We start from the raw sequence: 19,233 nt of genomic DNA, 5'->3' as shown, positions 1-19,233 counted from the left end.
GATTCCCATCCTTTGCCGTTCCTTGTGGTTCATCAAGAGGACGACGCGGAAAGGTGGAGTGTGACACGAGGATATGGGACGTGGGTCACAAAAACTTCAGTTCGTGAAATCGTAGGTGACTCCGGTCAGTTTCTCCGACAGCTGCCACAGGTCGGCGGCGACCTTCTCGTCCCTGGACGCTTTCGACGAGCCGGACGGCCCCGGGTATCCGCGCATGCCTGCGAGTCCGGTGGGCCCGTAGTAGCCGCCGGGCTGGACGTCGGCGGTCGCCGCGTACAACGTCGGCAGCGCGCCCATCGCGGCGTTCTGCGCGAACACCCGGTTACCCACCCACATCACGCGGTCGAGGAACGACTCGGTGTGCGACTGCAACTCGGTGGAGGCGTAGCCGGGATGCGCGGCGACCGAGACTTTCCCGGATCCCGCCGCGGTCAACCTGCGCTGCAGCTCGCGAGCGAACATCAGGTTGGCCAGCTTGGCCTGCCCGTAGGCGGCCCAGCGCTGATACTTGCGCCGCTCCCAGTTCAGATCGTCCAAGTCGATCTTGCCGACCTGGTGCGCGCCGCTGGATACGGTGACGAAACGGTCGGAAATCTTGCCCAGCAGCAACCCGGTGAGCGCGAAATGGCCGAGATGGTTTGTGCCGATCTGCTTTTCGAATCCGTCGGCGGTGCGTCCTTCGGGCAGCGCCATCACGCCCGCGTTGTTGATCAGCACATCGGCCCCATCGATGCCCTCGGCGAACGCGCGCACCGAAGCGAGATCGGCCAGATCCAGTTCGCGTACCTCCGCCCGGTCACCGAGCCCGGCGGCCACCCGCTCCCCTTTGGCGACGTTCCGGCAGGCGAGGACCACCTCGCCCCCAGCGGCGGCAAGCGCGCGCACCGTTTCGGCCCCCAGGCCGCTGTTTGCCCCTGTCACGATGAACTTCCGACCGCTCTGATCGGGGATGTTCGAGGTGTCCCACCTGGTCATGACGAAAAGTCTAGTGCTCGACGGCCCGGCGCGGCAGCTTCGAACACGCCGCGGCCTATTCCATGCGCCGGCCTTCCAAGTAGGGTTGCCTAACCTATATAAGGGAACCTTTGCTCGAACCTGTGAGGCTGACCGTGACTTCCACTCCGACCGAGTCCGCGCATCGCGACGGCTACGTACCTTTCCCTGCCGACAAGGCCGCGGAGTATCGAGCGGCAGGCTACTGGGCCGGACGCCCGCTGGGAGACCTCCTGCGCTCGACCGCACAACGCCATCCCGGGCGCCCCGCGCTGGTCGACGCGGCGAGCACGCGCAGCTACGCCGATATCGACACCGCCGCCGACCGGATGGCCCATGGACTGCTCGCGCTCGGCATCGCGCCCGGTGACCGCGTGGTGGTCCAGCTGCCGAACGTGCCCGAGTTCCTGACCGTGCTGTTCGGCCTGCTGCGCGCCGGGATCATTCCCGTACTGGGCCTGCCCGCGCATCGACAGGCCGAAATCGAGCATCTGGCACGGCTTTCCGACGCGGTCGGTTACATCGTCGCCGACCGGACGGGCGAGTTCGACTACCGGGAACTGGCCTCGACCGTGCGGGAGGCGGTGCCGTCGCTGCGCCATGTCCTCGTCCTCGGCGATCCCGGCCCGTTCACCGACCTCGCCTCGATTCCGCGCGACGGAAGCGAGCTGCCCGAGATCGATCCGGGCGACATCGCCCTGATGCTGGTCTCCGGCGGCACCACCGGCCTGCCGAAGCTGATCGCGCGCACGCACGACGACTACGCCTACAACGCCACCGCCAGTGCGGAGGTGTGCGAATTGACCGAGCGCGACGTGTATCTGGCGACGCTGCCCGCAGCGCACAACTTCCCGCTGGCCTGCCCCGGCATCCTCGGCACCGTCGCGGTCGGCGGTGCGGTGGCCTTCGTCAGCGACCCGAGCCCGGAGAACGCGTTCGCCGCGATCGAGCGGCACCGTGTCACGGTCACGGCCGTCGTGCCCCCGCTGGCCCAGCTCTGGTGCGCGGCCACCGAATGGGAAGAGGCCGACCTGAGCTCGCTGCGCCTGCTCCAAGTGGGCGGCGCACGACTGGCGGAGGTCAACGCGAAGGAAGTGACCCCGGCGCTGGGCGCGACATTGCAGCAGGTTTTCGGCATGGCCGAGGGTCTGCTCAACTACACCCGGCTCGACGATCCGGCCGAATTGCTGCACACCAGCCAGGGCCGTCCGCTCTCCCCCGCCGACGAGATCCGCGTTGTGGACGGCGACGGCAACGAAGTGGCCCCCGGCGCGGAGGGCGAACTGCTGACCCGAGGTCCGTACACGATTCGCGGCTACTACCGAGCGCCCGAGCACAACGCGCGCGCGTTCACCCCGGACGGCTTCTATCGCAGCGGTGATCTCGTCCGCCGCCTGCCCAGCGGGCATCTGGTGGTCTCCGGCCGGATCAAGGATGTGATCAACCGCGGCGGCGAGAATGTCTCCTGCGACGAACTCGAGGAACACCTGCTCGCCCATCCCGCCGTCCGGCATGCCGCCGCCGTCGGGCTGCCCGACGCGGCTCTGGGCGAGAAGGTGTGCGCCGTGCTGGTCGTCGACGGCGAGATGCCGACGCTGGCGGAGATCAAGACCTTCCTCGCCGCGCGGGGGCTGGCCACCTACAAACTGCCGGATGTGCTGCGCCGCAGCGACGAACTGCCGGTCACCGCGGTCGGCAAGATCGACAAGAAGGCGCTGCGCGCCGACCTGTAGGGCGCCTGGAGACCGGCGGGCAGCGCACCGCTCGTGCACTGCCCCCGCCTTCCGTTACGCCTTGACGACGTAAGGCGCGATGCTGCCCAGCTTCTCGCAGGTCTCCTCGAACTCGCGCTCCGGCCGGGACTGGCCCACGATGCCCGCTCCCGCGCGCAGCCAGGCTCCCTCGGCGTTCTGGTACACCGCGCGCAACACCAAGGTCGCCTCCAGTGCGCCGGTCGGCGAAACCGTGACCACCGCACCGGAGTACAACCCGCGCGGGTCGTGATCGAGGCGGAACACCGAGTCGACGCCCTCGCGCTTCGGAATCCCCGAGGCGGTCACCGACGGGAACAGCACCTCCAGCGCGTCCCAGCTGGAGCGGTCCGCGGCCAGCCGCCCACGCACCGTGGAGGCCAGATGCTGCACGCTGCCCCGCTCGCGCACGGCCATGAAATCCGAGACCGCGGGCGTGCCGGGATCGGCGACGACCGCGATCTCCGCGAAGGAGGTCTGCACCGAGATGGCGTGTTCGACGATCTCTTTCGGGTCGGTGATCAGCTCGGCCCTCGCGGCCGAGTCTGCCGCGGCGCCGCGGCCGAAAGCACGGGTGCCTGCCAGCGGCTCGGTGGTCACCACCCGGTCGTCGTCCACGGACGCGACCAGTTCGGGGCTGAAGCCCGCCGCCTCCAGACCGCCGAGCCGCAGCAGGAACGACCGTGCCGGAGTGTTGTGCGCGCGTCCGAGCCGATAGGTGGCCGGAACGTCCACGGCGAACGGCAGGTCGACCTTCCTGGACAGGATGACCTTCTGGTATCGCCCGGCCTGGATCTCGCCGACCGCCTCGGCCACCCGGTCGCGATAGCCGGTGGGGTCGATGCGGATGTCGGCCGGATGCGCTTGCGGCAGTTCGGCGTTCTGCGACTGCGCGATCAGGTCGTGGATGTCTCCGGTCTCCGTCGGCGTCGCGCCCGATATCCGCACGCCGAATTCCCCGACCCGCACTTCGATCCGGGGAACCATCAGATGCGCCAGCGTGGTGCGCGGGTCCAGGTGCTCGGTGGCGTCGAGCGCCCAGGCGCAGAACTCGAATCCGATCCAGCCGTAGGCATTCCGCCCGTCGAGAGGCAGCGCGGCGAGCGCGCGGTCGATCACTCCCGCGGGATTGCCTTCCCACGGGCTGGTGGTGGTCTGCCCTTCCCAGGCGATGCGCAGTTCGCGGACGTCCAGTTCGACACTGCCGATCGGATCGGCGGCGAACACCCACTCCCCCGGACGCTCGTACATCACATACTCGCCGAACCGATCCGCCCCTGCCAGCCGGGACATCGCTGCCGCCGGATCGGTCACATACTCAACCCGCAGGCGTTCCGTGGTCGACAACGATCCTCCAAAGGTTACCCTGGCCTAACTAATGGAGGTAAGGTTAGCATTACCTCCATCGCAGTGCGGGTGTGCTCGCGGCCACAGCGGCAAGCGCTTTCGCCACGCCTCTTCGCGAGACACGCCATTCGCGTCCGCAACGAACTCACCGCGCCGACTGCCTGCGCGGAATAGACCCTCCGGGATTGAATAGTGGAATGATCGATCACCGCGGCGATTCACTCGCGACAGCCCGGCCCGGGACCGCACCACAATCGGTGGTGGCCCTGATCGACGCCGCCTCGGGGGTGGAACGCGAACTGGTCGGCAAGTGGCTCGCCGACGGCGGGATCAGCGCGGAGTTCGGCACCGACGCGCCGGTCACACAGCTGGACCTGGACGCGGGCGCCGTCGCCGCCCGGCTGGTCGGCAGACGCGACGATCCGCTGGTGGTGCCGATCCGCGTGCTGTGGCTGCCGCCCGAACGCGACGGCGTGCGCCGCGTCACCTTCGCCGATCTCGCCTTGCTGACCAACCCGCGCAAGCCCAATCGGCTGGTCCAGCGCAGACTGCTGGCCAAGTCACCGGACCGGTACGTCGTGCTGACCGGTGCGCCGGCCCGCCTCAGCGAATTGCGCGCGAACAACCCGGAAGCTTCGGCCCTGTTCGACAAGGGCACCGCCGATCCGTTCGCCCGCGCCGTGGTGCGCGCGGCGGTGGTGGCGCTCGAACGCGCCGAGCGCACCATCATCGGCGACCGGTACAAGGTGCCCAAGCTGGTCGCGGAGGAGATCCTCGACTCCCCCGACGTCCTGCGCAGGCTGGAACTCATCGCCGACCAGATCGGGGCGAGCCCGCACGAGGTGTACCGCCGCGCGGAGAAGGCGCTCAACGAACTCGTGGCCGCGCAGAGCAGGCTGATCTCCGACCTGTTCACCCAAGCCATGCGCCCGGTGCACGCCTCGACCTGGAAGGTGGACTCCGACGATTCCGGCCTGGCCGGGTTGCGCGATCTCAACCGCCGCTTCCCGCTGGTGTTCCTGCCCTCACACCGCTCCTACGTCGATGCGTTCGTGCTCGGAGACGTGCTTGCCCGCAACGACTTCCCGCCGAACCACGTGATCGGCGGTGCGAACCTCAGCTTCTGGCCGATGGGCCCGGTCGCCCGGCGCACCGGAACGGTGTTCATCCGGCGCAGTTTCGGCGACGACGAGGTCTACAAAGTCGTCGTCGAGGAGTACTTCGCCTATCTGCTGGCCAAACGCTTCAACCTGGAGTGGTACTTCGAGGGCGGCCGCACTCGCACCGGCAAGCTGCGGCCGCCGCGCTACGGCTTGCTGAACTACCTGGCCGCGGCCGTCCGTTCCAACCGCATCGATGACGTCATGCTGGTGCCCGTCTCGATCACCTACGAGCGGCTCAACGAACTCGGCGCCATCGCCACAGAGCAGGAGGGCGGCAAGAAGAAACCGGAGGGCCTGACCTGGCTGGCGCGCTACATCCGTAGTCAGCAGCATTCCGCCGGGCACGTGTACGTCCGTTTCGGCGAGCCGTTGTCGGCCCGCGACCGGCTCTCCGCACACGGCGATCCGCTCACGGCCCCGCCGCTGACCATCCCGTTGCACCACACGGAGCCGATCCCGCCGCCGCGCACCGAAGCCGGGGTCGTCGACAACGAACCGCCGGAGATCGCCGAACTGGAGCGAAGGGCGGTGCAGCGGTTGGCATTCGAAGTCGCGGTCGGCATCAACGCGGTCACCCCGGTGACGGTCAACGCGTTGGTCACCCTGGCGCTGCTGGGTGTGGACGGGCGCGCCCTCACCCTCGGCGAGGTGCGCACGGTGCTCAACCCCGTGCTCGGTTACATCGACAAGCGCGAACTGCCGCGTGGCGAACTCGAGGCCCTGCGCGACGAGCAGGGCTTGGCCGTGGTGCTGGAACAGCTTTCGCTGACCAAGGTGGTCACGGTGTATCGCGGCGGGATCGAGCCGGTGTACTCGATCGAGTCGGGTGCGCACCTGGAGGCCGCCTTCTACCGCAACAGTGCCGTGCACTGGTTCGTCAATCGCGCGATCCTCGAGCTGTCCATCCTGGCCGCGGTCGACAGCGACGACGCCGACGCCCTGCGGACCGGTTGGGACGAGGCATTCCGGCTGCGCGATCTGCTGAAGTTCGAGTTCTTCTTCCCGGATCGCGGCGAGTTCGCCGACCAGATGGTCGCGGAGATGCTGCTGGTGGATCCGGACTGGTACAGCCATTCCCGCCGGGACACCGACGGCTCGGACATCCTGGCGAAGCTCACCGCCTCCGGCTTCACCATGGCCCACCGCGTGCTGCGCTCGTTCGTCGACGCGCAGCTGGTGGTGGCCGAACGGCTGGCCGACCGCGACCCGAGCGACGAGCTCGACCGCAAAGAATTCATCGCCGAATGCGTGGCGGTCGGCAAGCAGATGATGCTGCAGCAACGGCTGCACAGCCCCGAGTCGGTTTCCACCGAGTTGTTCACCAGCGCCCTCAAGCTCGCCGACAACTACGGCCTGCTGGAGACGGTGCCCGAGGACGATCCGGAGTCGGCTGGGAAGGATTTGATCCGGCGACGGACGGAATTCGCCGAACGGCTGCGTGTGATCGGCGCCCGTATCGCGCAGGCCGCCGCACTGGACCCGTCCAATCGGGCGGCGCGGTGAACGATCGCTTCGACAACATCACGGTACGCAGGAGGATCGATGACCGACGCGCGCGCTGACCTCGACGCCGCGCTCGCCGCCATCCGCTCCGGGCCGCAAGGCCCCGCGGTCGCGGCGGTCTTCGACTTCGGCGGCGCGGTCGTCGACGGCCCCGGCTCGCGGCGGCGGCCACGCCGCAAGCCCGCCGACGTGCTGCTCGGCGGACTGCACAACCACATGACCGACGGCGAATACAGCCGGTTCCTCCGCGAACTGTCCGAGACGCTGGCCGGTTGCTCCGAAGAGGAACTGGACGAGCTGGGCAGGCGTCAGTTCAAGCGCACCGGGTACGGATACCTGTATCCCGAAGCGTGGGAGCTGATCCGGACCCACCGAGCGGCCGGGCACACCATCGTGCTGGCCACCTCGCTGACCAGATTCCACGTCGCGCCCGCCGCGGCGCAGCTCGGCATCGAACACCTGCTGTACACGCCCATGGCCACCACCGACGGTGTGCTCACCGGATATCCCGACGGTAGAACGCTATGGCGAAACGGCAAAGCCGAGGCGATCACGGAGTTCGCCGACGCGTACGGGGTGGATCTCGGACGCAGCTACGCCTACGCAGGCGCGATCGCCGACGCACCCATGCTCTCGCTGGTCGGGCATCCGGTGGCGGTGAACCCCGACGACGAGCTGGCCGGGATCGCCGACCGGCGGCAGTGGGACCGCCTGACGTTCCGGCCGCGCCGATCGCCGCGCGCGGGCGATTACGCACGCACCGCCGCGGGCTTCGCCGGATTGCTCGGGGGCGCGCTGTACGGCGTCGCGTCGAAAGCGCCGACGAAAGACCGGCAGCAGATGGCCGACGCGTTGATGGCGCACGCCGCGCGCAATACGCTGCGCATCGCGGGCGTGCGCGTGCGCGTCACCGGCGCGCAGAACGCGAAATCGCCGCGGCCGGCGGTTTTCCTGTTCAACCACCAGAGCCAGTTCGACATCATCATCGTGCCCGAGGTGCTCGGCGGCGGCGTGACCGCGATCGGCAAGAAGGAGCTGACCAAGAATCCGGTCTTCGGCCCGCTCATGCGCTTCGTCGGGGTGACGTTCATCGATCGCGCGAACACCGCGCAGGCGAAGGCGGCGTTGCGGCCGGTGGTCGAGACCCTGCGCGGCGGTTTGTCGGTCGCGGTGGCTCCGGAGGGCACCCGCTCCTACACCCCCGAGGTCGGACCTTTCAAGAAGGGCGCGTTCCACATCGCGATGCAGGCCGGGGTACCGGTCATTCCGGTCGTCATCCGGAACGCGGGCGAGATCTGCTGGCGCAACGCGATGGTAGCCCGGCCCGGAACGGTCGACGTGGCGATCCTCGACCCGATCGATGTCAGCGCATGGGAGCCGGCTGATCTGGACGAAAACGTGGCGCGGGTGCGCCAGCTGTTCGTCGATACGCTCCTGGATTGGCCGTACTGACCGGCTGATCGCATGCCGGCAGCGCTGCCGATTCGGTGGGGGCGACCTGGGGCAGTGGTCGGCGCGCCCACGCGTCGTCTCCTCCACCGCGTCGGTCGTGCTGCGGTCCTACCGGTGCGGCTGCAGTGTGGTCGCCGTGACGTCGGCGTCGGCGACCATCGCTGCCGACTTCGCCTTCACCCGGCCGCGGCGCTCGTTTCGGTCGCGGGGCATAACCGGCGTGGTCAGCCGCTGCGCATCGGCCCCGTTCCCGTGGCTCGCGGCTTGCGCTCAGACCGCACGGCCGAACAGCAGCTTCCACGGCATGAGCGCCGATTCGAGCTGCACTTTGAGGCTCATCTTGGAGGCTCCGAGCGTCCGCTCCTCGAATCGGATCGGCACCTCGGCGATCGCGATCCCCTTCTTGATGGTGCGGTAGTTCATCTCGACCTGGAAGGAGTAGCCGTTGCTGCGGATCGAGGCCACATCGATGGCGCGCAGGGTGTCGCCCTTCCATGCCTTGAAGCCCGCGGTGGCGTCCTTGACGCCCAGGCGCAGGATCAGGTTGACATAGAAGTTGGCCCAGGCCGACAACGCCTTGCGGTACCACTTCCACTCGGCGGCGGTCGAGCCGCCGGGCACGTAGCGGGAACCGAGCACCACGCCCGCGTCGGTGGTGGTGAGCTTCTCCAGCATGGCCGGGATGACTTCGGCCGGATGCGACAGGTCGGCATCCATCTGGATCACCACGTCCGCGCCCTCGTCCAGAGCGCGCGTGATACCCGCCACGTAGGCGCGGCCCAACCCGTCCTTCTCGGTCCGGTGCAGCACCCCGACCACGTTCGGCAGTTCGGCGGCGAGCTTGTCGGCCACTTCGCCGGTGCCGTCCGGCGAGCTGTCGTCCACCACGAGTACGTGCAGGTCGGGCACCGGCAGCGCGGTCAGCCGCTCCACCGCAACCGGCAGATTCTCCCGCTCGTTGTAGGTCGGCACAACAACGGTAACCCTCAAGGGTCGCCCTCCCTGCTGATCCTGGTTTCCGCTCGCAGCCCACGCCAGGACCTCCGAGCATTCGTCGAGTTCTGGAGAACCGTACTCGATACACCTGATCGCGGGCTGAGCGGCCGCACCAGGTGTGACCACGCCCGAGCCTCCGACCTGCGGCTCAAGATCAACTTCTCCGGCCCGGGGAAGGATCGCCCGGGCCGAGTTCGGGCAGACTCAGTCCCCGTCCCGCCAGGCCCGGTCGCGGGCGTCTTCGCGCGCGTTGCGCGCGTGCGCGATCTCGAGGGCCCGCTCCGCCGTCGCCTTGTCCGGGTACGGGCCCATCCGGTCGCGGAACCAGCACTGCCGCCCTTGCTCGGCTCGATTGTGCTTCAAGCAGTAATACCAGCGCTCAGCCATACCTCCAGCATCCCACCGAACACCGCCCCGCAAACCGCGTTTCCCGTTCGCCCACCATTGCCGGACTTACGGCGGCCGCAATTCACCACCAGAGGCTGCGGTAATGGACGAGCGCGTCACACAGGAGAGCCACACCGAAGATCGCGAAAAGCACACGAACCGAGAGCGGTCCGTAAGTAGTGATAATGCGAACAACTTTTCGATACATCCGCCGCGCCCCGGTCGTTCGCCGCATCGCCAGGCCGAGTATCACCAACGGCGGCAGCAATGCGAGCGCGCAATACGCGACGATGATCAGTGGCCACAGCGCCGGCAGTGGATTCCGGGCGGAGATCATCGCGAGTCCGGCGAGATACGGCACCGCTGTCGGCGCCTGCGCGATGCCGATGGCCACGCCGATGCCCGCCAATACCCACGGCCGGCGGCGCAATGCGGTCGCCCGCTCCGGGGCCGTCGTTCCGGTCATCCGAATGCCCGCGAGAGCGAGCAACACCACGCCCGCCGAAAGCTCGCCCCAGTACCGCACCGCCGGTGTGATCTCGAAGTCGATCAGATCGGTCAGGAATCCGATTCCCAGCACGGTGCAGATCCCGAACGCGGTGGTGACCGCGAAGACGCCCGCCAGCAGGCTCAGACCACCCACCAGCGGCGACCGGCGGCTCAGCCTGCTGTCGTATACGACGGCCGTGGTGACGCCGATGAGCAGCAGATCGAGGGAGTCGAGAAAGGCGAACCCCGCGAGTGCGAGAAGAAGGGTCGACATGGCCGCGCCAGCCTACCCGCCCCCTGCCGACCACCCCCGAGCCCGAACTCGGATGCGCCACCGTGTGATTCACCACACGTAGGCGCTCGGTCGACTCCAGAGAACACCCGCCTTACTCACTGCGGAGGCACACGGCCCAGGAGCGCGAAGAACACGAACGACACGGATTGCGACCGCACCGCGAAATGATCTGGACGATCCCCCCGAACCCAACCACGGCCAAGGGGGTCCGGGGGCGAAGCCCTCCGGGCGGGGCGTGGGGGTTGCACCCCCACGAAAACGACGAAACGAGCCCGGTTCACGCTCTCCGTGAACAGGGCTCGCCTACGAGTGAAGTGGCCAGGGCCGGGATCGAACCGGCGACCTTCCGCTTTTCAGGCGGACGCTCGTACCAACTGAGCTACCTGGCCGCAGGCACCCGAAGTGAATGCCATACGCGAAACGCCGGATATCTCCGGCGCTTGCTTGCGACCCTGACGGGACTCGAACCCGCGACCTCCGCCGTGACAGGGCGGCGCGCTAACCAACTGCGCCACAGGGCCATGCTCTGCTACCAACGATCCGCAGATCGTACCCCCTACGGGATTCGAACCCGCGCTACCGCCTTGAAAGGGCGGCGTCCTAGGCCGCTAGACGAAGGGGGCTCGTCCCGGATTTCTCCGGACCGGCTTTCAACGGCTGTCCGTTGGGAGCTGGGATAGCTTATGACAGACCGGACTCGAATCCCAAACCGGCTGGTCAGAGGCTCAAACCGAGCTCCTCCAAGCTGGCCTGCGCCCGCCAGCCGTCGCTGCGGAACTTCTCCAGCCATTCCATGGTGGCCATCGCCTCGATCACGACCTCGAGCGCCTCCTCGAATCGCGCCCGCAGGTCCACCTGTCCGCCGAGCAGGGCCACCATGTACCGCTGGCCGGCCAGCGCGGCGGCGAGCGTGCGGGTGAACCGGTCGGGATCGGCATCCGCGCGCAGCTGCCCGTGGTCGATGGCGCGGACGGTGAGCACCCTGGTGGTGCGGCCCAGGATGCGACCGCCACCGGCCTGCACGTCACGGTAGAAGTCGGGTTCGATGATCAGGCGGTACTCGGCCTGCACGATGATGTCGTGCTCCAACCGCAGCGCGATCTCGTCGACCACCCCGTGCAGGATGTCCAGCGGACTGAGATCCGTTCGGGCCAGCCAGCGCTCGGCGGACGCGCGGTAGCGTTCCACCGCGGTCTCCAGCACCGCGCGTGCCAGATCTTCCTTCGAATCGAAATGGAAGTACATCGCGCCCTTGGTGGCCCGCGACCCTTCCAATATGCGGTTGAGCGATGCAGCGGCATAGCCGCTCTTCCCGAACTCAACGGCGGCGGACCTGATAATCGCCGCCCGTGTCCGGCGCGCCCGCTCTTGCTGCCGTGCCATGCTCGAAACGCCTCCGAAGCCTACTCGCCGCCAATCAGCCACCCCCGAAGGAACGGACCCTCGGCGCGAATTCATGAGTTTTATCAATACGTGGAACCCGGTTTTCGACCGATTTCAAACCTTCGGTACGAAAACTCGCGAAAAACCTGAACCACACCAGCTGGTATAGTTTGCCTGCCCGGGTGCGCCGCAGGGGGTGCGCATCCGGGCATTTCTTCGTCTCGAACGTGCCTCCTCCTGCGGCATCGAGTTCCGGCGAGCCGTGGCCGGCCGGACCGACCGCGGCACTCTCGGACACAGCAACGACAATCCGAATTCCAAGGCGCCGAACGGGTCGGCGATTCTTTCGGAATTCACCAAGGCGTCACCGTACCCGGAATCCGGTTCCGACACGCGGCAAACCGGCGAGTCGGATAGCCGTCCGATTCCGATTTCTGTTACGGCAAATATTTGGCAACCACACCGGGCGGTCCGGAGGGTGTGCGAATTCGGCAGCGGCCCAGGATTGTTCACGCGAGCGAACCAGCAGCCCGGACGACGGGTCGCCGCCCAGGTTTCGCCCGCCAACTCGTCCCGCGCGCCTCCCCCGGCCAGAGCCGTTCACCCCCTGCAAATCCAAAGACATTGCCAGCCAACATGATTGAATGATATCCAGATCCAGCTAAGATGAACAAAGCTGGGTGGCAAGTGTTTACCGCCTGCATCGCCCGCCGCGCACGCCGCGTTACCCACCTCGGCATCGCCGCCCGCCACACCCGGGCCGCCACGCCGCCCCCACCCATCCATCCCGCCCGCCGACACGAACTCCCCCGATTGGGGCATCCGCCCCCGATCCCACTACACTGTTCCTCCGCGCCCCTATAGCTCAGTTGGTAGAGCTACGGACTTTTAATCCGCAGGTTGTGGCGCTTCTACCAGTGGAAACACTAGAATCGTGGGGCAAACGTGGGGCTCGCAGCCCCCGCGCCCTGCCATCGTGATGGTGCCCCCTGTAGGACTCGAACCTACGACCTAGTGATTAAAAGTCACCAGCTCTACCAACTGAGCTAAAGGGGCTCGGCTGGCAAGCATAGCGGACAGCGGCCGTGGGGCACGAACCGATTGGAGGGGTCACCGGGGCTATGGCGTGGGCGGAAAAGCTCCCCAGCGGCAAGTACAGGGGCGTCTACAGGGACGCGAGCGGCAAGAAGCGGAGCGCCGGCACTTTCACACGGAAGTCGGATGCAGAGCGGGAGGCCGGAGCGAAGGAAGTCAGCGAGCGGAGATCACCAACCCCGGCTGGGGTCGACAGGCTGACCTGGGGCCAATGGGAAGCCAGCTGGCAAGCGGCACGGATTGTGAGAAAGAGCACAAGTCGCTCGGATGCAGCCCGCCTGCGCGACCACGTCCGGCCGCGGTGGGAGAAGGAAGTCCTGCGGTCTATCTCGACCGACGACGTACAGAAGTGGGTGACGGAGCTCACCAACCGCGGGATGGCGCCGTCGACCGTCGCAAAGTGCTACTACTTGCTGTCGTCATCATTGAAAGCCGCGCACCTGGGACGGCGTATCGACGTCAATCCGTGCAAGGGAATCACCCTGCCGAAGCCGGGGCCGATGCCTGAACGCTACTTGGACGATGAGGAAGTGGCAGCGATTGAGGCGTCCCTGGAGGCCTTCGACCTCGTTGTGGTCGAGCTGCTACTCGGCACCGGCGTCCGTCTCGGTGAGGCCTTGGGCCTGCACTGGGAGAGCGTGAATTTCAAGCGGCGGGAGATTGTTGTGGAGTGGGCCTACGACCCCGTCGAGCACGAGATGAATCCGCCGAAGGACTACGAGCGTCGAACGATCCCGATCGGTGACAAGCTCACCAGGATCTTGAGAGCGCGCCTGGACCGGGTAGGGATGGGCAAACCTGCCCCGATGCCTGTGAAGTACCCGCGAAACGCCCGCGTTCACTCCGGTCTGGTCTTGGCGCACACGCAAGGTCGCCCATTCGATTCGAGCAACCTCCGTGACCGTTTCGAGGCTTCGGTGCGGATTTCGTACGTCGGAAAGGGGAAGCACCGTCACCAGATCGGTCATGTCCGACTGCACGACCTCCGCCATACCTATGCGAGCCGACTCTTGGAGCGCGGCATCCCTATCGAAGATGTGTCACGGCTCCTCGGACACGCCTCGGTGACCACGACCATGCGGTACGCACATCGCGCGAAGTCGCGCTGGGATACCGTGCGTGCCGCACTGGACTAGTTGTGCCCTCTCGCGGGACTGGTGACAACAGTCGGCTGCAATATGTCGTCGGACCAGCTCCGGAACGCGGTCACGTGCGCGTTCGTATCCGAATCGACCTTTGACGTGCCATTGTCCCGGTCGAGGGGAACGATCCCTGGTTCCCTCAGGTATCCAGCATCCGCATCTCTGAACAAACACGTCAACGAGGTACCGGTACGGCAGGTGTGCTAATCTGCCCGTGACCTGGTCATTGACCGGTTTCTAACAGAAAATTGAGGCGCGACGGAGGTATCAGCACCATGAGCCAGCCAATGCCGTTTCATCACCCGATCGTCATCGAACCTCCGGACGCCCCCGCATATCTCAGCCAGATGGGCATCATGGCCTCGGACGTCGCGGCCGCCATCGAGGTGGGCGATACCTGGGCTGGCAACATGACCAAGCATCACCCGGTCACGGCAGCGGGTCTCATGCGGTGGATCTACGTCGTCGGCACAATGCGCGAACGACTGGCCGTGACGAATCTCTGGGTCCCAGACGATCCCAAAAATCGTCCCATCTCTCAACGAACCGACGGCACATACACTCTCTCCGTCGTCGGAGGCAACGAGCTTACTGGCGTCATCGACCATCCCAGAGGCCCGTCAGCTGCGCGCCGCCGAGGAAGAGCCACGGAAGAGGCAGTAAACGGCACTGTGCCGCTGATCACCGTCCAAGCACTTCGCGGCAGCAGCGGTGATCACGACAGTGACCTCCGCAAGCAGCCGCCACACGGACCGTGGTTCCTCGTGTACTACCGAGACACCGATGCTGTGCGTGTGGAAATATCCCTACCGGTCGGGTTCAAAGACGGCCAGTTCACAGGTTGGAGAGTGCGAGTCATCCTCGATGAATGGAGGCCGGACAGTGACAGCGCGAGGCCGCGCGACATCGGAGGACAAGACGTTGACTTCCGGGTCGTCGAAGTCGGCTGAGGCATACCTGGATCCGGACAGGATTCGGATCGCACGGATGCGTCGGGGAATGACGAAAGCCGAACTTGCACGGAAGCTGTCGGTCATTCCCCGCACGATCGCCCGGTACGAGTCAGGTGAAGCCCCGCGGAGTGTCGCCGCGGCGCTCGCGGGGGCATTGGATTTCCCGGTCGCGTACTTCCATCGCGACGGTGCGCCGGTGTTCGACTCGAGCGAGGTTCGTTTCCGTGCTGCCCGGCGAGCTAGCGCCCGCGAACGTGATGCCGCAGCTGCGGCCGGGGTATCGGGCGTGGAGATTGACCGTTGGATCTCCCAACGGTTCGTCCTGCCCGAGATGGCGCTTCCGTCGCTGGCCGGCAATGCCCCGGAGACAGCCGCGCAGCTGCTACGCGGTTTTTGGGGGCTCGGAACCAAGCCGCTGCCGAACCTTGTGCAGTTGTGCGAATCGCGTGGAGTCCGCGTCTATAGTTTGCCGCCGTTCGCCGACGCGGTCGATGCGTACTCGATGTGGCGATCCGGAACCCCGTATGTGTTCCTCGCGCGCCGCAAGTCGCCAGAACGGATACGGTTCGACTTGGCACACGAGATCGGTCACCTGGTCCTGCACGACGGTGAGCTGTGCGAAACAGCTGCCGTGGAGAGGGAAGCTGACGCGTTCGCCTCAGAGTTCCTGATACCGACGGCGAGCGTCGTCGAGTATCTGTCGTCGGCCCCGTCCGTCGCCGACATCTTGACTGTGCGTAACCAGTTCAAGGTGTCCGCTATGGCGCTGGCCCTGGCGGCGCACAAAGCCGGCCGGATCAGTGATTGGATCTACCGTCAGATCTGTATCGACTTGTCCACACGCGGGTTCCGGTCATCGGAGCCTGGCGGGATGACGAACTATGAGATGTCGCGAGTGTTCCCGCAGGTGCTCCGGCGGGCGGGTTCGACGGTCAGCGCCCGGGTAATCGCCGACGAGCTAAATCTCCCTTTAAGCGACGTGCATGCGCTGACGTTCGGCGCTGAGTTGCGAGCCGCTCAAGGAACCGAGGTCACCAGCGATACACTTCCCAGCCACCCCACACGCGGGTTCCGGCTACATGCGGTCTAACTATTGCTCACATCCGCGAGTACCACTCCGAACGGGCCCGGCAGACCGCACTAGTCGATTTCCTTGAGGCACTACAGGCCCAACCGGCCCCACCCTGGCGTTAGCAACCAGCCCAGCCGCCGCTCAACTGCGTCCGCTACAGCCCTTGTGGCGGCTCACCGATACCGGTATCGCCATCCCGAGGCTGATCGCCGAACCCGAACAGCCGGTCTTCGAGGTCAGCATTGTGGACCCTCGACATGAGACGCATGTCTACAGCGGCTTACGGCCGCAGGCTCGCGCACCCGCCGCCTACTTTGTGATCCCCCACGAGCGGTATGCCCGCCAGGATCGCATCGTTGCGGTTCCGCGCTCCGACAACGTCCGCCTCGACCTCAACGCCACTCGCATCGACTGAACTACCCTTGGTCGCTGAAAGATTAGCCAGACGACAGCGCTTCATGCCACGTAGAGTACCTCTGTGACAAGCGACTCATCGCGCTCAACCAGCTCTCTGCCTCCAGGGTTCGCCTCGTTGTCTATTACGGAGTGGCGGCAATTCGCCAATGTACGGATTGACTTCCATCCACGGCTTACCATACTCACTGGCGCGAACGCCACGGGCAAGAGCACCATACTAGGGATTCTCGGGACCCATTTCAAATGGCAAAGGCAGTTTTCTGCCTCCCCCGGACGCGACCGCGAATCATTCGAGCGCTGGTACACCGTTCGGCGCCGTGGCAGGTGGAAGCTATTGAATGACGGGGACTGGGCGGAAATCGGCACACTAGAATACGGATCAGGACAATCTACGCCAATCATGGTCCCAGTGAATGCGCCAGATTCCCAGCGCTTCGAGTACGACTTGCGCATGCCCCACAGCACCACCGTGGCCGGAGCATTCCTAAGCTCTCACCGCGTAACCGCTGGCGCTTATTCACGCGTCGACAGCATTCCAACGATATTCAGTGAGCCCGGAACACTGTTCGAGCAGTTTACCGGAGAAATTCGCACGCGATGGTCCGGGGGCTGGACACAGAAGTCACCACAGATGGTATTCAAGGAATCCCTGATTTCGGCGGCCGTATTCGGTACGCGCGGAAATCCAAATGTTGAATACAATAAAAACGCAGCTGAACTATGGGAAGGCTTCCAAGATATTCTAAGTTTCGTGATGCCATCCTCACTCGGCTACAGAGGCATGCAGGTGCGAACACCGGACATCATCGTACAGACGAAGACCGGCGACTTCATTCTGGACGATTCGTCCGGGGGTCTAAGCGCGATTCTTGAAATGGCATGGCAGCTATTCCTCCGCTCAAGAACAGAAAAGCGCTTCACAGTACTCCTCGACGAACCGGAGAACCATCTCCATCCCAGCTTGCAGCGTGAAATCATTCCGAGCTTTTTGCGCGCATTCCCTCACGTTCAATTCATCATTGCGACACATAGCCCATTCGTTGTAACTTCAGCCGCCGACTCTGCCGTTTACGCACTGGACTACAACAAAAATAGGCGGGTCGAATCGAGATGGTTGAACTATTCAAATAAAGCAGCGGGCGCCGACGAGACACTTCGGCGGGTACTAGGTCTAGAAAGCACGATGCCTAAATGGGCAGAGAATCTCTTCGAGTCTATCGTCAACCGTTATGCCACAGGCGGTCTGAATGAATTGAGCTTGCGGCAGTTGCGGAACGAGCTGAAGGCGTTCGGCTTGGAGCCGGAATTCTCCGAGGCAGTGATCGCCGTAACTGATCGCCAGAGGCAGGACCCGGACGCATGAGGCGTTTGACAAAGAGGGACAAGCCTGAGGTGCTTGCCGATAACGAAGAACAGTGGACGACTGAATATGTTGCGGCCAGACACTCCGGGGTCGAGAAAAAACATGAGAAATGGCGACACCCGGAGATACGGGATGCCTTGAGCGAAGAGACCGATAGAAAGTGCGCATATTGCGAAAGTTTCGTCGCGGACGTGGCATACCCGCACGTCGAACACATAATACCCAAAGCCATACATCCCGAGCTTGCCCATCGGTGGGCAAATCTCACGTGGGCATGTCCCGTATGCAACTCGAACAAGGGAGACTTCTACCACGCCACGAATGGAATTCTTAATCCGTACGAAGACGACATAGACGAACATTTACGTTTCCACGGCGATTTTGCGTCATCGCGGCTTGGCGCCCAGCGGGGAGATGTTACAGTCACGCAGCTGAAATTGAACCGAATCGACCTTGTCCACGCGCGGGTGCGTCGCTTGATGCATATCAAAGAAATGCTCGAACGGTGGCACATTGCCGATGATCCAATGCGAGGGGTTCTGGAATCCGCAATTCGCCTAGATGCCGCCGAGGGTGAGTTCACCGCCACGGTTGAGGCCTACCTAGAGCGTGAAGACTTTCCACTCAAACAGGGTACCTTATGAGCCACCCGGCCATCGCCGGAATTACTCGCCGAGGCGGTACAGATGGCCGGGTCGTCGACCCAGCCATCGCTGAGCCGATAGACCAACGCGGCTAGTCAGCTCCCTTTATATCATACGGCAGACTGGTTAGTCTGACTCGACGAGCCACCGGCTATGCGCCCGCCTTATCAATCCGCTCCGCTCGAAGAGGTCGCACCATGTTCAGGACTTACGATATTGAGACCAGTGCAGGCTGAACCACCTCCGCTGTTCGTCACTGAGGCTAATGGAAAGTGGTTGTTGGTGCAGGTCGCGGTAGATTTGGAATTCATGGAATTGTTCGGCGAGGTCGATTCGATCGTGCTTGTCTACTGTGATCACTCCCCGGTCGAACAACGTGTGTAGGTCACGTCGGAGCAGGATCCCTCCGTGTTCGTGGTGCTTCCCTATTTGTGCGTAGCTGTAGAGGTGGCATGCCTCCAGCACCGCTGGCGGGAGATCGCCGGTGAACGCGCATCGCTCCCCGTAGTTGGCTAGCAGGCTGTTCCGGAATGCTCTCTGCCCAATTCGAACTCGGACTGGTCTCGTGGCGTGACCGCCTTGTATCTGCTTGGACGTCACGTCTACCGGGGTTAGATAGTCACCTCCCATCGCGCCGGTAATCGCAGCCCGGAACGCATCCCATCGCAACGGCCGAAAGCTGTTCTGAGACTTAGACCGTGTCTCACGTCGTTTTGACTGGTTGTCGGTGGGTAGCGATGGACTGTGATCGGTTGTGGTGCATGATGTTCGGCCGTGTCGGACAAGTT

17 protein-coding genes and 4 tRNA genes are annotated in these 19,233 nt (G+C 64.9%); 9 read left to right on the top strand and 12 right to left on the bottom strand.

Features of this window, described 5'->3' with window-relative positions:
• Nucleotides 1-96: 96 nt before the first annotated feature.
• Nucleotides 97-975, bottom strand: a complete 879-nt coding sequence (locus ACWEKR_RS22545) for an oxidoreductase (protein WP_195085689.1) — start codon at nucleotides 973-975, stop codon at nucleotides 97-99.
• Between the two features lie 134 nt (nucleotides 976-1,109).
• Between ACWEKR_RS22545 and ACWEKR_RS22540 the strand changes: the two genes are divergently transcribed.
• A complete protein-coding gene (locus tag ACWEKR_RS22540) occupies nucleotides 1,110-2,726 on the top strand; it encodes a (2,3-dihydroxybenzoyl)adenylate synthase (protein WP_452356138.1) in 1,617 nt (538 codons plus the stop codon).
• A 54-nt stretch (nucleotides 2,727-2,780) separates the two neighbouring features.
• Here ACWEKR_RS22540 and nbtS read toward each other — a convergent pair whose 3' ends face one another.
• Nucleotides 2,781-4,091: a nocobactin biosynthesis salicylate synthase NbtS gene (nbtS, locus tag ACWEKR_RS22535; protein WP_452356137.1), complete on the bottom strand. Its 1,311-nt coding sequence runs from the start codon at nucleotides 4,089-4,091 to the stop codon at nucleotides 2,781-2,783.
• A 197-nt stretch (nucleotides 4,092-4,288) separates the two neighbouring features.
• On the opposite strand from nbtS, the gene ACWEKR_RS22530 reads away from it, so the two are divergent.
• Nucleotides 4,289-6,757, top strand: a complete 2,469-nt coding sequence (locus tag ACWEKR_RS22530) for a glycerol-3-phosphate 1-O-acyltransferase (protein ID WP_452356136.1) — start codon at nucleotides 4,289-4,291, stop codon at nucleotides 6,755-6,757.
• Between the two features lie 39 nt (nucleotides 6,758-6,796).
• Nucleotides 6,797-8,209 carry a 1-acylglycerol-3-phosphate O-acyltransferase gene (locus tag ACWEKR_RS22525; protein ID WP_452356135.1) on the top strand — a complete coding sequence of 471 codons (1,413 nt, stop codon included), beginning with the start codon at nucleotides 6,797-6,799 and terminating at the stop codon, nucleotides 8,207-8,209.
• Between the two features lie 270 nt (nucleotides 8,210-8,479).
• On the opposite strand, the gene ACWEKR_RS22520 is transcribed toward ACWEKR_RS22525, so the two are convergent.
• The 9 genes from ACWEKR_RS22520 to ACWEKR_RS22480 all read right to left on the bottom strand — a co-directional run bounded on the left by ACWEKR_RS22520 (nucleotide 8,480) and on the right by ACWEKR_RS22480 (nucleotide 12,815).
• Nucleotides 8,480-9,199 (bottom strand): polyprenol monophosphomannose synthase, encoded by a 720-nt coding sequence (locus ACWEKR_RS22520; RefSeq protein ID WP_228829718.1) that lies wholly within the window; start codon nucleotides 9,197-9,199, stop codon nucleotides 8,480-8,482.
• Nucleotides 9,200-9,409: 210 nt separating this feature from the next.
• Nucleotides 9,410-9,592 carry a hypothetical protein gene (locus ACWEKR_RS22515; RefSeq protein WP_195085694.1) on the bottom strand — a complete coding sequence of 61 codons (183 nt, stop codon included), beginning with the start codon at nucleotides 9,590-9,592 and terminating at the stop codon, nucleotides 9,410-9,412.
• Between the two features lie 82 nt (nucleotides 9,593-9,674).
• The gene (locus ACWEKR_RS22510; RefSeq protein ID WP_452356134.1) at nucleotides 9,675-10,355 is read right to left on the bottom strand and encodes a GAP family protein; all 681 of its coding nucleotides are present in this window, start codon (nucleotides 10,353-10,355) and stop codon (nucleotides 9,675-9,677) included.
• Nucleotides 10,356-10,691: 336 nt separating this feature from the next.
• Nucleotides 10,692-10,765 (bottom strand) — tRNA-Phe (locus tag ACWEKR_RS22505).
• Nucleotides 10,766-10,823: 58 nt separating this feature from the next.
• Nucleotides 10,824-10,897, bottom strand: a tRNA-Asp gene (locus tag ACWEKR_RS22500).
• A 29-nt stretch (nucleotides 10,898-10,926) separates the two neighbouring features.
• Nucleotides 10,927-10,999: transfer RNA gene (locus ACWEKR_RS22495), tRNA-Glu, on the bottom strand.
• Between the two features lie 94 nt (nucleotides 11,000-11,093).
• Entirely contained in the window at nucleotides 11,094-11,759 is a 666-nt protein-coding gene (locus tag ACWEKR_RS22490; protein WP_452356133.1) for a TetR family transcriptional regulator, read from the bottom strand.
• A gap of 34 nt (nucleotides 11,760-11,793) precedes the next feature.
• The gene (locus ACWEKR_RS22485; protein WP_452356132.1) at nucleotides 11,794-12,057 is read right to left on the bottom strand and encodes a hypothetical protein; all 264 of its coding nucleotides are present in this window, start codon (nucleotides 12,055-12,057) and stop codon (nucleotides 11,794-11,796) included.
• Between the two features lie 682 nt (nucleotides 12,058-12,739).
• Nucleotides 12,740-12,815: transfer RNA gene (locus ACWEKR_RS22480), tRNA-Lys, on the bottom strand.
• Between the two features lie 65 nt (nucleotides 12,816-12,880).
• On the opposite strand from ACWEKR_RS22480, the gene ACWEKR_RS22475 reads away from it, so the two are divergent.
• The 6 genes from ACWEKR_RS22475 (at nucleotide 12,881) to ACWEKR_RS22450 (ending at nucleotide 18,445) form a co-directional block, all read left to right on the top strand.
• Nucleotides 12,881-13,990 (top strand): tyrosine-type recombinase/integrase, encoded by a 1,110-nt coding sequence (locus ACWEKR_RS22475; protein ID WP_452356131.1) that lies wholly within the window; start codon nucleotides 12,881-12,883, stop codon nucleotides 13,988-13,990.
• A 281-nt stretch (nucleotides 13,991-14,271) separates the two neighbouring features.
• Entirely contained in the window at nucleotides 14,272-14,946 is a 675-nt protein-coding gene (locus ACWEKR_RS22470) for a hypothetical protein (protein WP_452356130.1), read from the top strand.
• Entirely contained in the window at nucleotides 14,861-16,039 is a 1,179-nt protein-coding gene (locus ACWEKR_RS22465) for an ImmA/IrrE family metallo-endopeptidase (RefSeq protein ID WP_452356129.1), read from the top strand. The genes ACWEKR_RS22470 and ACWEKR_RS22465 overlap by 86 nt, the downstream gene beginning before the upstream one ends.
• Before the next feature lie 145 nt (nucleotides 16,040-16,184).
• Nucleotides 16,185-16,436: a hypothetical protein gene (locus ACWEKR_RS22460; RefSeq protein WP_452356128.1), complete on the top strand. Its 252-nt coding sequence runs from the start codon at nucleotides 16,185-16,187 to the stop codon at nucleotides 16,434-16,436.
• A gap of 63 nt (nucleotides 16,437-16,499) precedes the next feature.
• Complete coding sequence (locus ACWEKR_RS22455) at nucleotides 16,500-17,801, top strand: AAA family ATPase (RefSeq protein ID WP_452356127.1); 1,302 nt, start codon at nucleotides 16,500-16,502, stop codon at nucleotides 17,799-17,801.
• The gene (locus tag ACWEKR_RS22450) at nucleotides 17,798-18,445 is read left to right on the top strand and encodes an HNH endonuclease (protein ID WP_452356126.1); all 648 of its coding nucleotides are present in this window, start codon (nucleotides 17,798-17,800) and stop codon (nucleotides 18,443-18,445) included. Before ACWEKR_RS22455 ends, ACWEKR_RS22450 begins: the two co-directional genes overlap by 4 nt.
• Nucleotides 18,446-18,646: 201 nt before the next feature.
• Here the strand turns inward: ACWEKR_RS22450 and ACWEKR_RS22445 are convergent, their stop codons facing one another.
• A complete protein-coding gene (locus ACWEKR_RS22445) occupies nucleotides 18,647-19,075 on the bottom strand; it encodes an HNH endonuclease (RefSeq protein WP_452356242.1) in 429 nt (142 codons plus the stop codon).
• Nucleotides 19,076-19,233 lie beyond the last annotated feature (158 nt).

The organism is Nocardia sp. NPDC004573, from assembly GCF_053602135.1.
Note: the sequence above shows the minus strand (reverse complement) of the source record. Positions and strands in the feature narration are given on the sequence as shown.

Bases quoted from the DNA above. Each gene is read 5' to 3' on its own strand.
- ACWEKR_RS22465 (WP_452356129.1), top strand. From the start codon at position 14,861: ATGAATGGAGGCCGGACAGTGACAGCGCGAGGCCGCGCGACATCGGAG.
- ACWEKR_RS22515 (WP_195085694.1), bottom strand. From the start codon at position 9,592: ATGGCTGAGCGCTGGTATTACTGCTTGAAGCACAATCGAGCCGAGCAA.
- ACWEKR_RS22545 (WP_195085689.1), bottom strand. From the start codon at position 975: ATGACCAGGTGGGACACCTCGAACATCCCCGATCAGAGCGGTCGGAAG.
- ACWEKR_RS22445 (WP_452356242.1), bottom strand. From the start codon at position 19,075: ATGGGAGGTGACTATCTAACCCCGGTAGACGTGACGTCCAAGCAGATA.
- ACWEKR_RS22475 (WP_452356131.1), top strand. From the start codon at position 12,881: ATGGCGTGGGCGGAAAAGCTCCCCAGCGGCAAGTACAGGGGCGTCTAC.
- ACWEKR_RS22530 (WP_452356136.1), top strand. From the start codon at position 4,289: ATGATCGATCACCGCGGCGATTCACTCGCGACAGCCCGGCCCGGGACC.
- ACWEKR_RS22450 (WP_452356126.1), top strand. From the start codon at position 17,798: ATGAGGCGTTTGACAAAGAGGGACAAGCCTGAGGTGCTTGCCGATAAC.
- ACWEKR_RS22490 (WP_452356133.1), bottom strand. From the start codon at position 11,759: ATGGCACGGCAGCAAGAGCGGGCGCGCCGGACACGGGCGGCGATTATC.
- ACWEKR_RS22510 (WP_452356134.1), bottom strand. From the start codon at position 10,355: ATGTCGACCCTTCTTCTCGCACTCGCGGGGTTCGCCTTTCTCGACTCC.
- ACWEKR_RS22470 (WP_452356130.1), top strand. From the start codon at position 14,272: ATGAGCCAGCCAATGCCGTTTCATCACCCGATCGTCATCGAACCTCCG.
- ACWEKR_RS22525 (WP_452356135.1), top strand. From the start codon at position 6,797: ATGACCGACGCGCGCGCTGACCTCGACGCCGCGCTCGCCGCCATCCGC.